The sequence below is a fragment of the Natroniella acetigena genome, from assembly GCF_023227745.1.
In the GTDB taxonomy this organism is placed as follows: Bacteria; Bacillota; Halanaerobiia; order Halobacteroidales; family Halobacteroidaceae; genus Natroniella; species Natroniella acetigena.
Window position 1 is genome coordinate 1 of the sequence record NZ_JALKBX010000012.1, and the last position, 12,297, is coordinate 12,297.

Genomic DNA, 12,297 nt, shown 5'->3' on the forward strand with positions numbered 1-12,297 from the left:
TTTAAGGTCTTTAACTGTCAACCGTCAACTGTAAACTGTACACTGATATAAAGTGGCAAAGTGCCACTTTATATCAAATAAGTTTCACTTTGGAGTAATTATAATCAAGGAAGGGAGTGTTCGATAATGAAGATTGATCAAGAAACTGTAGAAAAGATTGCTCATTTAGCTCGCTTAGAAGTTAGTGAGGAAGAAAAAGAAGTCTTTGCTAATCAGTTGAGTGATATTTTAGAGCATGCTGAAAAATTGAATGAACTTGATACAGAGAATGTAGAGCCAACGGCTCATGCATTACCAATCAAGAATGTCTTTAGAAAAGATGAGATTAGAGAGTCATTAGAGAGGGAAGATGCATTAGTTAATGCTCCTGACAAAGATCAAGGTATGTTTAAGGTACCACAGATTGTGGAATAGTCATTGATGCAATTGATAATTGATAGTGGATATGGTTGTATGATTTTCACGAAAGGGCTGGTAAGACCTGTAGGGAAAATTGATAATTAAGAGCTTTAAGTTAAAAGTACTTATTTTTAAAGAGAGTTAAGGGTTTAGTAGTTTATGATATTTTTATTATTTTGGTATTTATCTTTTGAATTTAACTGTCAATTGTCAATCAATTGTCAATTTTAAACTGTACACTATTTATTTATAGGGAGGGGAAGAAATGGAACTTTATCAATTAACTGCTCATCAACTTCATGAAAAGTTGGTGCAGCAGGAAATTAAGGCACAAGATATAGTAGAATCGGTTTATGAGCGGATTGCCGAAGTTGAAGATGATGTACAAGCTTATGTAACACTAACCAAAGAAGAAGCTTTAGAACAAGCTAAGCAAGTTGATCAAAAGATAGTTAATGGTGAAGAGGTTGGCCCGTTAGCAGGAATTCCGATTGCTTTTAAGGATAATATGTCTACAAAAGGGATTGAAACTACTTGTTCATCACAGATCTTAGATGGTTATAAACCGCCTTATGATGCCACTGTCGTTAAGAAGTTAGCGGCTGAAGATGTTGTTATGAGTGGTAAGACAAATATGGATGAATTTGCGATGGGCTCTTCAACAGAGAACTCTGGAATCAAGACGACAAAGAATCCATGGAATTTAGACTATGTTCCAGGTGGTTCAAGTGGAGGTTCTGCTGCTGCAGTTGCTGCTGGTGAGGCAACGATTGCTCTAGGCTCTGATACGGGGGGCTCTATCCGCCAACCAGCATCTTTTTGTGGAATTGTAGGTATGAAGCCGACTTATGGCTTAGTATCACGTTTTGGGTTAGTAGCTTTTGCTTCATCTTTAGATCAGATTGGCCCTTTTACGAGGGATATTAAAGATTGTGCATTGGCCCTAAATTACATAGCAGGTCATGATCAATATGACTCTACATCTGCCGATGTTGAAGTTCCAGATTATACTGCAAGCTTGAAGGAAGATGTCAAGGGAATGAAGATCGGTGTTCCAGTAGAATACTTTGGTGATGGAATCGATCAAGAGGTTAAAGAAGCAGTCTGGAATGCAATCCATAAATTAGAGGAGCTTGGAGCAGAGTATGAAGAGGTTTCTTTACCACATACTGATTATGCTTTATCTGCTTACTATTTGATTGCTCCTGCAGAGGCAAGTTCAAACTTGGCCCGTTATGATGGAGTACGTTATGGATATCGTAATGAGGAAGCTAATGGATTGGTTGAAATGTATAAGAAGACAAGGCAAGATGGTTTTGGAGATGAAGTTAAGCGAAGAATTATGTTAGGGACTTATGCTTTAAGTTCAGGTTATTATGATGCTTATTACAAGAAAGCTCAACAGGTGAGAACTTTAATTAAAGAGGACTTTGAAAAGGCATTTGAAGAGTATGATGTCTTAATTTCCCCAACTTCTCCAACGACTGCCTTTAAAGTTGGCGATAAATCAAATGATCCATTGCAGATGTATTTATCTGATATCTGTACTATTCCAATTAACCTAGCAGGTATTCCTGCTTTATCCATGCTCTGTGGTTTAGATAATGAAGGATTACCAATTGGGTTACAGATTATTGGAGATCATTTTGCTGAAGAGAAGATATTACAGGTTGCTTATGCTTTTGAACAGGCAACTGAATTTCATAAAGAAAGACCGAATTTATAATAAGCTGTGAGTAGTGAGTCATGAGTTGTGAGCAGAAAAACCAATCAAAAATACTAGAACTAAAAAAGCAGATAAGTACTATTTTTTAGATGTTTATTAACTATAGAAGATAAATTACGTAGGAGATTGGTTTATATTTTATAGCTCATAGCCCAAGACTCATAGCTGATAGCTAAATAAGCGGAGGTGTAATTGATGTTAGAAGATTATCAAATAACGATTGGATTAGAGGTTCATGCCCAGTTAGATACAAATACAAAGATATTCTGTGGCTGTAAGAATGAGTTTGGTGCTGAGCCGAATACTCATACTTGTCCAATCTGCTTAGGATTACCGGGAACATTACCTGTTTTAAATGAAAGGGCAGTAGAGTATATTATTAAAGCTGGACTTGCTTTAAATTGTGAAATAGGAACCTTTAGCAAGTTTGATCGGAAGAATTACTTTTATGCAGATCTACCTAAAGCTTATCAAATTTCTCAATTTGATCTTCCATTTTGTAAAAAAGGAGAAGTTGTAGTTCAGCCTGAAGGTGAAGATGAAGAAGTAACTATAGGAATTACAAGGATTCACTTAGAAGAGGATGCAGGAAAGCTAACTCATGCTGGGGATATTGCACAGGCTAATTCCAGTTTAGTAGATTATAATCGTGTAGGAACTCCTTTGATTGAGATTGTAAGTGAACCAGATATCCATTCTCCTGCTCAAGCGATTGCTTATCTTAAAAAATTAAAGACAGTATTAGAATATATAGGAGTATCTGATTGTGAGATGTCTCAAGGTTCAATGCGGGCTGATGTAAATGTTTCTATAGCACCAATTGGAGCTAGTGAATTAGGTACTAGAACTGAACTTAAGAATATGAACTCCTTTAAAGCTATTGAGCGAGCTTTAATCTATGAGCCTAAGCGACAGAAGAAGGTATTAGAATCAGGAGGAGAGATTATTCAAGGGACATTGACTTGGGATGATGAAGCAGGGAAGACTATTCCAATGAGAACTAAAGAGGAAGCCCATGATTATCGTTACTTCCCAGAACCTGATTTAGTTCCTGTTATTGTTGATGAACAGTGGGTAGCTGAGATTAAAGATACTTTACCTGAATTACCAGATATACGCCAAAAGAGATATGTAGAAGAGTTAGAAATTCCAGCTTATGATGCAGGAGTACTTACTGCTGATCGTGAAATGGCTGACTTCTTTGAAGCTGTTGTAGCAGATTATGATGATGCTAAAGCAGTCAGTAATTGGATGATGGGAGAGTTTTTAAGACTGCTTAATGAAGAGGAAGTATCAATTACAGAGGTTAAATTTACACCACAAGATTTAGCTAAGATGTTACAGATGATGGATGATGGTACTATCTCAAGCAAGATTGCTAAAACAGTATTTGAAGAGATGTTTATTACTGGTAAAGATCCAGATACAATAGTAGAAGAGAAGGGTTTAAAACAGATCAGTGATTCAAGTGAGTTAGAAGGAATAATTGAACAAGTACTAGCCGATAATCAATCAGCAGTAGAAGATTATAATGATGGTAACAAAAATGTAATTGGTTTTCTAGTGGGCCAAACAATGCAAGCTACTAAGGGGAAAGCGAATCCACAATTAGTTAATCAAATTTTAAGAGAGAAATTAGAAGAATAATAAAAAACCTTAGCCATTAATGGCTAAGGTTTTTTATTATTCACTAGAAAAGGAGACTTTAGAGGAGCAGGTTTCTTGCAAAGAAGTGTGAAAAGTGATAAAATTAATCTGATGAAATGTAGTAAAAATAATTTGACTATTTGTAAAGGAGGAAAGGAGGATTCAATGAACAGTTTAAAAGATTTATTAGGTATGTTTAAGTTGCGTGCTGTAGAAGATATATTCACTGTTATTCTATTATACATCACATGGATTATTTTATCTGGTGATATATCTTTAAGTGCATTGCTATTAGGTTTTATAGTATCCTATGTAGCGGTGTTGCTCATTCACAGTTGTTTTACACGACATGTATCTAAAAATATTATTGTTAGGTTATATTATTTCATTTTGTTTGCCATTACATTAGTGAAAGAGGTAATTATTTCCAGTATTACAGTAGCTAGGTTAGCTCTTCAGCCAAAGCTTTCTTTTAAACCGACTATTGAGAAGGTACCTACAATTGTAGAAGAGGAGAATAAGCTAGTTACAATGACTATCTTAGGGAATTCTATTACCCTAACCCCTGGAACATTGACTATTGAACTTGATCCAAGTGAAAAAGTATTTTATATTCACTCTTTAGATGCTATTGAAGCTGAAGATAAGGATGATTTGAGAGAAAAAATGTTTGGTAGTCTAGAGACGGCTATTAGGAGGGCATTTAAATGATTGAAGTAGTGATGTTAGTAATTTTAATTTCTGCTGTAGCGATCTTTTATCGGTTAGTAAAAGGGCCAACCGTTTTTGATAGAATTGCTGCTGCGGATGCCATAGGAGCTATGTTTTTGTCAATTTTAGTCTTATTAAGTCTTTATTTTGAACGTTCAGTATTTGTTGATGTTGCATTTATATTTGGTTTGTTGCTCTTTATTGAGGTACTAATTATGGCTAAATATTTCGAAGAGAAAAAGGGAGGGAAGAGAAATTAGTTCATTAATTCAGTTACTAAGTAATCTTCTCATTATTGTTGGAACATTCTTTTTTGTTATAACAGCAATAGCCATGCTGAGGTTTCCGGATTTTTATACCAGATTACATGCTAGTTCTAAATGTTTAACTGGTGGTGCTTTATTTATGTTAGTTGGCTTAGCTGGTTTGATGTTTTTAGAAGGGAGAACTTTTGATTCATTTAAATTACTATTATTATCTGCTTTCTTAGTCTTAACTAATCCGGCTACATCTCATGCTATTGCTCGAGCAGCTCATAAAGTGGGACTTAATCCTAAAGAAGTGGTTAAGGATGAGCTGAGAGAAATGGAAATGGGTGATAAGCTATGATAGAAATTATCTATAATTTGCTATTAGTATTTATGGTTATATCTGCCGCATATGCGTTATTTACACATAATTTATTAAATTCGATTATTGCTTTATCTATCTTTAGTGGTAATTTAATAGTTTTATTTATAATTTTACAAGCACCTGATGTTGCTTTAGTAGAAGTGATAGTTTCTAGTGGCATTAGTACAGGATTTTTTATAGTAACGATCAATAAGTTGGAGGGGATTGAATGAGAAAGTTTGCTAGTTTGGTTGTAGTAGTAATACTGAGTAGCTTGTTAATGATGACTTTCTTAAGTTTATCAACTGCAGATTATGAATTAAGTGAACATTATATCAATTATGGAGTTGAGGAAACAAAAGCACTTAATTTAGTAACGGCTATTTTATTTGATTATCGTGCTTTTGATACCTTAGGAGAAGCAACAGTTGTTTTTGCCGTAGCTTCAACCATTGCGTTTTTAGTTCCTAAGCGAACTGCAAGTATGATTTCAGCTCGATTTTCTATAATTATGCAGCAGACTACCAGTTTAGTAATTCCTTTTTTATTCATAATTGGAGCTTATATAATCGCTTATGGACATATTTCACCAGGTGGTGGTTTTGCTGGTGGTGTAATTTTAGCGGTAATTACAATCTTAATTACGGTTACCTTTGGAATTAGGTATTCAGATAGACAGGTTAGATCGAGGATTAAATCTTTCATGGAAAGTTTTGGTGCGATGGGTTTTGTACTACTTGGGTTGCTCGGGATGGCGCTGGGAGGAAATTTCTTAGCTAACGCTAACTCACATTTTAATTTAGGAGTTCCTGGCGATCTAATCAGTTCAGGAATTATACCTCATCTTAACGTAATGACTGGCCTGAAAGTAGCAGCTGGTTTGTCAATTATGTTTAATAGTTTGATAAAGGAGGAGTAAAGTGGAAACGACATTTCTAGCAATTGCAGTATTGTTTGGATTGGGATTATATATAATTTTAACCCATCAAAACTTAATTAAGATTGCGATGGGAATTGGTGTAATGGAATCAGCAATAATTTTATTGTTCATCATTTTCAGCTATCGACCAGGTGGAACTGCTCCAATTTTGGATGCTGATGCTCAAGCTTATGATTTGATTGTTGATCCTATTCCACAGGCATTATCTTTGACAGCTATTGTAATTGGAGCTGCTACAACAGCGTTGATGTTAGCTTTAATAATCAAAATTTACAATAGATACAATACATTATATATTGATGAAATCAAAAAATTAAAAGGCTAAGAATATATTGGATAGGGGGTAAAAAATGGATACACCTGTATTGTTAATAGCGTTACCACTTCTTACTGCATTCAGTTTAGGAATCATTAAAATATTCAGTAAGAAAATGGTAAAGGTTGTTACTGTTATAAGTGCTACTGTTCATTTAGCGTTAATAATGAGTGTAGTAAGGGAAGCGATGCAAAGACCAATCGTTTATCATTTAGGTGATTGGGATAATTTGTTAGGGATCTCATTAGTTATAGATTCTTTTTCAGCAATGATGGCTTTATTAATTGGAGTTTTGGCGTATGCTGTAATAATTTACTCTTTAGTTTATGTTGATTTTCATGAATTGAAATACTATGTCTTATCCTTCTTATTGATTGCTGGAGTAATGGGGATGTCATTAACTGGAGATTTATTTAACTTATATGTCTTTTTTGAAATTGTTTCTATTACTTCTTATGCCTTAGTTGCTATCAAAGAAGAGAAAGCAAGTTTTGAAGGGGCATTTAAGTACTTAGTAATGGGGATGTTGAGTGGAGCTTTTGTACTATTGGCTATTATCTTGACTTATCAAGTAACAGGAGCTTTGAATTTTGCTCAAGTTGCAGCTAACTTTGGAGATGCACCTATGTTAGTTAGGCAGACCATCTTTGTCTTCTTCTTGATCGGCTTTGGGACAAAGTTCTGTTTAGTTCCCTTACATGCTTGGTTACCAGATGTTTATTGTGGTGCTCCAGCCAGCTTTAATGCTTTGTCGTCTGGATTAGTAATCAAAGCATCTTTATACGCGTTTATTAGAATTGTTTATTTGTTGTTTGGAATGACTACAGGGATCAGTCAAGTTATGATTTATTGGGGTGTGCTTACATTCTTAGTAGCCCATATATTGGCTTATCAACAAGAAAGCTTAAAGCGGTTATTAGGTTATTCAAGTATTGCTCAGATAGGTTATATCATGTTGGCAATTGGCTTAGGAACAGAAAGTGGGATTATAGCAGGAAGTTATCATTTATTTAATGATGGCTTAATGAAGGCAACACTCTTTTTAGGGGTTGGGATCTTCAGCTATACTGTTGGTGCTTCTAAAATAGATGATTTAAAAGGGTTAGGTTTTTCTATGCCTAAAGTTTCTTTTGCTGTTGTAATTGCAACTTTAGCAATTATTGGATTACCACCTTTTAATGGCTTTATTAGTAAATGGTTGATTTTACAAGCGGCTTGGGAAACAGAGTATATAGTTGCAGCTTTCTTTGTTCCAATTGGTAGTTTATTATCTTTAGGTTATTATTTGAAGGTGATTAAGGCATTATATTCAAGAGCAGAAGGAGAACTAGAAGTAAAGCCGATCGATTGGAAATTAAGAGTACCGACTTATGTATTATCTGCTGCTTGTTTAGTAATGGGGATTATCCCCAATCTATCACTTGCATTAATTACAAATATCCCGAAATTCTTACTAGATAGCAGTAACTATATTAATCTTTTATTAGGGAGGTAAATTAAGTGGTTAATCCTGGACTTATATATCTGCTAGGAGCGGTGTTGTTGTATTTTACCAAGGGTAAATTGAGACAACTTTTGGCAGTTGCGATCTCTGTAGTTGGTTTGCTATGGGTTTACAATTTACCTGTAGGTGAAGGAATGAAAGTGGCTTTTTTAGATTTGGATTTAATTCTTGTTAGCGTTACTGATATGAGTAGATTAACAGGAATAGTCTTTGCTTTTTTTGGATTATGTAGTGTACTTTATGCTTTGGTTTTTGCAAAAAAGAAGTTTTATGTTCTATCTCATATTTACGTCGGAAGTTCAATAGCTCTTGTCTTTGTGGGCGATCTATTTTCTTTTTATTTCTTCTGGGAGCTAATGACGATCAGTTCTTACTTTTTAATCTTTGATCGAACTAAGCCGATTACAGAACAGACAAGTTATTACTATTTTATAATGCATTTAGTAGGAGGAATCAGTCTGCTGTGGGGAGTTTTATTAAATTACAGTGTGACAGGAAGTATTCTCTTAACTACGATTGAACATGGATTACCATTCTTTATAGTAGCAGTAGCAATTAAGTTGGCTTTTATTGGAGTTCATACTTGGTTACCTAAAAACTATTCTAATGTTCCATTGCATATTAGTGTTTTGTTATCGGCTTTTACTACTAAGGCGGGGGTTTATGCTTTATATCGCCTCTTAGGAGCAGTTAGCTTAGGGTATGCAGGTACAATTTCTGCTATTATAGGGGTAGTCTTTGCTTTGAAACAGACAGAGGCACGCCGTTTACTCTCTTATCATATTATTAGTCAGATTGGTTATATGATTGCGGGGATTGGGGTAGGAACTACTTTGGGAGTTGCTGGTGGAATGTTCCATTTATTCAATCATATTCTTTATAAAGGGCTATTATTTATGGTGATTGGAGTAGTAATCTATGCTACAGGAAAAGGTGACTTAATTGATTTAGGTGGATTATCTAAGAAGTTACCATTTACTACTTTTTGTGGAGTAGTAGCCTCTTTAGCAATCGCTGGAGCTCCTTTCTTTAATGGTTATGTCAGTAAATTGGTAATTAAAAGCGGTATAGAAGATCCCATTTTAAAGTGGGGGTTATATATAGCAGGAATAGGAACAGCTCTTTCTTTTATGAAATTTATGTATTTTGGGTTCTTCAGAAAGAGAGAAGTTGAAGTAAATCGTAAGCCAACATTGACAATGAAGTTGGGTATGGGCTTGATTGCTGGAGTGATTATCCTGATCGGATTTGTACCTAGTGTTTTAGAGTCAATTGCTAATCTAGAGACTGGAGTTAATTATTTTTCATTAGGCTATCTATGGGAGAGTTCACAGCCAATTTTATTGGCACTGATCATCTTTAAGTTGGCCCATGATCTTATTGAACCTCATGAGCATGATCACGTTGATAGGGATATTTATCCTTTTGTTGGTCAAGGAGTAAATTATGTAGGAGGAGTCTTAAGTAAGGTGCAGAATGGAGATGTTAGTAGATATATCTTATGGCTGCTAACTACTTTAGCAATTGTCTGGATCAGTTTTTTGTTCTGAATTAATATTCATAACAGTTAAATAATATACATTGAATATTGACAAATCTACTGCAATAATGTTATAATGTAAGGTAATGAGCAGATGTGATTTTTATGTTAACTATTAAGCAAAATTACTTAATAGTTATAATAGGTATTCAATTGTTTAAATGCTACTCACAATTGATCTATCGTGGGTAGTATAACTTTTTTATTCAATTTTACTTACAGATAGTATTTTTTGATTCTCTTATAGTAGTATATAATTGAATATTTATAAAAATCATTGACTAATTGAGGATTGAGGAGTGTGAGAGTATGGAGAATGTCAAGATAGTTGACACGACTTTGCGTGATGGAGAACAGACTGCCGGAGTTGTTTTCGCGAATCAAGAGAAGATTAGAATTGCTAAGTTGCTAGATCAGATTGGTGTTGATCAAATAGAAGCAGGTATTCCAGTAATGGGTGGAGATGAGCAGAAAGCAATTAAGATGATTGTAGAAGCTGATTTAAATGCTAGTATTATGGCTTGGAATCGAGCTGTTGTTTCTGATGTTAATGCTTCCTTAAACTGTGGGGCTGATGCAGTAGCTATTTCTATTTCTACTTCTGATATTCATATTAAATATAAGTTAGAAGAGGATAGAGATTGGGTTCTGTCTAATATGGTGAGAGCTGTTGAGTTTGCTAAAAAGAATGGACTATATGTATCTGTTAATGCTGAGGATGCTTCGCGAAGTGATGAGGAGTTTTTATTTAAATTTGCTAAGGAAGCTAAGGAAGCGGGAGCAGATCGATTGAGATATTGTGATACTGTAGGGATTATGGAGCCGTTTGATATTTATGATAGAGTTAAAGCATTAATTGATGAAGTTGGTATTGATGTAGAGATGCATACTCATAATGATTTTGGATTGGCAGCAGCAAATGCTTTAGCTGGGGCCAAAGCAGGGGCCAACTATATTGGAGTGACAGTTAATGGATTGGGTGAACGAGCTGGAAATGCAGCGATAGAAGAGGTGGTTATGGCTCTGAAGCATCTATATGATGTTAATATGGAATTTTCTACTAAGGATTTCAGGGAACTATCTGAATATGTATCACGAGCGTCTTCACGAGAGCTACCAGCTTGGAAAGCAATCGTAGGGACTAATATGTTTGCTCATGAATCTGGTATTCATGCTGATGGAGTCTTAAAGAATGCTTCAACCTATGAAGTTTTTGCTCCAGAAGAAGTAGGATTAGAGCGACAGATTATTATCGGTAAGCACTCTGGTAAAAAAGCAATTTTCAGTAAGTTTTTAGAATACGGAATTGAATTAACAGGAAAAGAAGCTGAAGAGATATTACCACGAGTTAGAGAGACAGCTGTTCAATTCAAAAGAGCTTTATTTGATAAAGAATTAATGTATATTTATGAGGATTATAAAGCAGAGAATGATCAAAGCAAAGCAAATTAACTGAGTAAGAATTACTGACTAAGGAGTGAAAATTAATGTATAATATTACTTTGATTCCCGGGGATGGGATTGGCCCAGAGGTAACCAAATCTGTTCGTGAGATTATTGCAGCGGCAGGTGTTGATGTTAATTGGGAGATAGTAAATGCAGGGGCCAACGTGATGGAAGAAGAAGGAACTCCACTTCCTGAGAAGGTGCTAGATTCAATTAAGAAGAATCAAGTGGCTTTAAAAGGGCCAATTACGACACCAGTAGGCAGTGGATTTAGAAGTGTTAATGTGGCTATTCGACAGAAATTAGACTTATATATTAATTTACGACCGGCTAAGATTTTACCAGGAGCACCGACTCAATTTGAAAATTTAGATGTTGTTATCTTTAGAGAAAATACTGAAGGATTATATGCTGGAATTGAGCATATGGTAGGTGATGATGCAGCTGAAAGCATTAAAATTACAACTAGGAAGGCTTCTGAGCGGATTGTAAGAGCAGCTTTTGAGTATGCTAAAAAGAATAATAGGAAGAAAGTTACTGCTGTTCATAAGGCTAATATCTTAAAGATGACAGATGGTTTATTTAAATCAGTTGCAGAGGACGTTGCTCAGGATTATCCAGAGGTTGAATTTGATAATAAGATTGTTGATAATATGTGTATGCAGTTGGTTCAATACCCTGAAGATTATGATGTCTTAGTCTTACCTAATCTATACGGAGATATTGTATCTGACTTATGTGCAGGATTGATTGGAGGTTTAGGTTTAACCCCAGGGGCCAACTTGAATGATGAAATTGCTGTATTTGAAGCGGTTCATGGCTCTGCTCCTGATATTGCAGGAGAGGATAAAGCAAATCCAATTGCTTTGTTATTATCAGCAGTATTAATGTTGAGGCATTTAGATGAAACAGAGGTAGCCGATAAGATAGAAGATGCTATCGGGCAGGTCTTAGTTGAAGCAGAAATTTTGACTGCTGATCTAGGAGGGCAAGCCAAGACTACAGAAATAACAGAAGAGATTATTAATAAAATAAATTAGTAGTAATCAGGGGGAATAATGTTTTCTCCTTTTTTCTTTTTGTTCTGTTTTTTTTATAGTTGGTTTTTTATCTTCCCTCCACTCAAGGATGCTGCTGATTAAGATAATACCTAAACTGACTAAATAAAGATTTCTTAGAGTATTTTCTTCTAAAAATGAGATGTTAACTAATTTGCTGTGGCTGAATGAATCTTGTAGTTTTTGATTGAAATCAAGATAATAATAGATAGCATACCAGAGATGTATGCCGATTAAACACCAGATTATATTTTTGCGATTCATTGTACTTTCCTCCTAGTATCTTTATTATATAATAATTAGCGATTGAAGCTAAAATTCCTGTCGGGAAGAGCAATGAATATTTAATATTTAATAATAAATAGTGGAAAAGTAATTGATAGTTGATAAGTGAGAGT

The 12,297-nt window shown here is 34.8% G+C and carries 14 protein-coding genes; 13 read left to right on the forward strand and 1 reads right to left on the reverse strand.

All coding sequences use genetic code 11. The features are described 5' to 3' along the window. Nucleotides 1-126 precede the first annotated feature (126 nt). From gatC to MWH25_RS04465, 13 genes are all read left to right on the forward strand, one after another. Entirely contained in the window at nt 127-414 is a 288-nt protein-coding gene (gatC, locus tag MWH25_RS04405) for an Asp-tRNA(Asn)/Glu-tRNA(Gln) amidotransferase subunit GatC (RefSeq protein WP_248626274.1), read from the forward strand. A gap of 250 nt (nt 415-664) precedes the next feature. Beyond that, nucleotides 665-2,125: an Asp-tRNA(Asn)/Glu-tRNA(Gln) amidotransferase subunit GatA gene (gatA, locus tag MWH25_RS04410; protein ID WP_248626276.1), complete on the forward strand. Its 1,461-nt coding sequence runs from the start codon at nt 665-667 to the stop codon at nt 2,123-2,125. A gap of 195 nt (nt 2,126-2,320) precedes the next feature. Beyond that, entirely contained in the window at nt 2,321-3,772 is a 1,452-nt protein-coding gene (gene gatB, locus MWH25_RS04415; RefSeq protein ID WP_248626278.1) for an Asp-tRNA(Asn)/Glu-tRNA(Gln) amidotransferase subunit GatB, read from the forward strand. Nucleotides 3,773-3,937: 165 nt separating this feature from the next. Further along, complete coding sequence (locus tag MWH25_RS04420) at nt 3,938-4,483, forward strand: Na+/H+ antiporter subunit E (RefSeq protein WP_248626280.1); 546 nt, start codon at nt 3,938-3,940, stop codon at nt 4,481-4,483. After that, nucleotides 4,480-4,743, forward strand: coding sequence for an MrpF/PhaF family protein (locus MWH25_RS04425; protein WP_248626282.1), 264 nt, complete (start codon nt 4,480-4,482; stop codon nt 4,741-4,743). The genes MWH25_RS04420 and MWH25_RS04425 overlap by 4 nt, the downstream gene beginning before the upstream one ends. A 34-nt stretch (nt 4,744-4,777) precedes the next feature. Continuing rightward, on the forward strand, nt 4,778-5,092 hold the full coding sequence (gene mnhG, locus MWH25_RS04430) for a monovalent cation/H(+) antiporter subunit G (protein ID WP_345947223.1): 315 nt from the start codon (nt 4,778-4,780) through the stop codon (nt 5,090-5,092). Beyond that, nucleotides 5,089-5,328, forward strand: coding sequence for a Na(+)/H(+) antiporter subunit B (locus MWH25_RS04435; RefSeq protein ID WP_248626286.1), 240 nt, complete (start codon nt 5,089-5,091; stop codon nt 5,326-5,328). The genes mnhG and MWH25_RS04435 overlap by 4 nt, the downstream gene beginning before the upstream one ends. Further along, nucleotides 5,325-6,014, forward strand: coding sequence for a hydrogen gas-evolving membrane-bound hydrogenase subunit E (gene mbhE / locus MWH25_RS04440; protein ID WP_248626288.1), 690 nt, complete (start codon nt 5,325-5,327; stop codon nt 6,012-6,014). The genes MWH25_RS04435 and mbhE overlap by 4 nt, the downstream gene beginning before the upstream one ends. Nucleotide 6,015: 1 nt before the next feature. After that, nucleotides 6,016-6,360: a sodium:proton antiporter gene (locus MWH25_RS04445; RefSeq protein WP_248626290.1), complete on the forward strand. Its 345-nt coding sequence runs from the start codon at nt 6,016-6,018 to the stop codon at nt 6,358-6,360. 25 nt (nt 6,361-6,385) lie between these two features. After that, entirely contained in the window at nt 6,386-7,846 is a 1,461-nt protein-coding gene (locus tag MWH25_RS04450; RefSeq protein ID WP_248626292.1) for a complex I subunit 5 family protein, read from the forward strand. Nucleotides 7,847-7,851: 5 nt separating this feature from the next. Further along, the gene (locus tag MWH25_RS04455; protein ID WP_248626294.1) at nt 7,852-9,405 is read left to right on the forward strand and encodes a proton-conducting transporter transmembrane domain-containing protein; all 1,554 of its coding nucleotides are present in this window, start codon (nt 7,852-7,854) and stop codon (nt 9,403-9,405) included. Nucleotides 9,406-9,704: 299 nt separating this feature from the next. Continuing rightward, nucleotides 9,705-10,847 (forward strand): homocitrate synthase, encoded by a 1,143-nt coding sequence (nifV, locus tag MWH25_RS04460; protein WP_248626296.1) that lies wholly within the window; start codon nt 9,705-9,707, stop codon nt 10,845-10,847. A gap of 35 nt (nt 10,848-10,882) precedes the next feature. Further along, nucleotides 10,883-11,881 (forward strand): isocitrate/isopropylmalate dehydrogenase family protein, encoded by a 999-nt coding sequence (locus MWH25_RS04465; protein WP_248626298.1) that lies wholly within the window; start codon nt 10,883-10,885, stop codon nt 11,879-11,881. 6 nt (nt 11,882-11,887) lie between these two features. On the opposite strand, the gene MWH25_RS04470 is transcribed toward MWH25_RS04465, so the two are convergent. Further along, nucleotides 11,888-12,163, reverse strand: a complete 276-nt coding sequence (locus MWH25_RS04470; RefSeq protein WP_248626300.1) for a hypothetical protein — start codon at nt 12,161-12,163, stop codon at nt 11,888-11,890. Nucleotides 12,164-12,297 lie beyond the last annotated feature (134 nt).

What these genes read in the sequence shown, in the direction of transcription:
- gatC (WP_248626274.1), top strand. Translation starts at nt 127, where the DNA reads ATGAAGATTGATCAAGAAACTGTAGAAAAGATTGCTCATTTAGCTCGC.
- gatA (WP_248626276.1), top strand. Translation starts at nt 665, where the DNA reads ATGGAACTTTATCAATTAACTGCTCATCAACTTCATGAAAAGTTGGTG.
- gatB (WP_248626278.1), top strand. Translation starts at nt 2,321, where the DNA reads ATGTTAGAAGATTATCAAATAACGATTGGATTAGAGGTTCATGCCCAG.
- MWH25_RS04420 (WP_248626280.1), top strand. Translation starts at nt 3,938, where the DNA reads ATGAACAGTTTAAAAGATTTATTAGGTATGTTTAAGTTGCGTGCTGTA.
- MWH25_RS04425 (WP_248626282.1), top strand. Translation starts at nt 4,480, where the DNA reads ATGATTGAAGTAGTGATGTTAGTAATTTTAATTTCTGCTGTAGCGATC.
- MWH25_RS04435 (WP_248626286.1), top strand. Translation starts at nt 5,089, where the DNA reads ATGATAGAAATTATCTATAATTTGCTATTAGTATTTATGGTTATATCT.
- mbhE (WP_248626288.1), top strand. Translation starts at nt 5,325, where the DNA reads ATGAGAAAGTTTGCTAGTTTGGTTGTAGTAGTAATACTGAGTAGCTTG.
- MWH25_RS04450 (WP_248626292.1), top strand. Translation starts at nt 6,386, where the DNA reads ATGGATACACCTGTATTGTTAATAGCGTTACCACTTCTTACTGCATTC.
- nifV (WP_248626296.1), top strand. Translation starts at nt 9,705, where the DNA reads ATGGAGAATGTCAAGATAGTTGACACGACTTTGCGTGATGGAGAACAG.
- MWH25_RS04465 (WP_248626298.1), top strand. Translation starts at nt 10,883, where the DNA reads ATGTATAATATTACTTTGATTCCCGGGGATGGGATTGGCCCAGAGGTA.
- MWH25_RS04470 (WP_248626300.1), bottom strand. Translation starts at nt 12,163, where the DNA reads ATGAATCGCAAAAATATAATCTGGTGTTTAATCGGCATACATCTCTGG.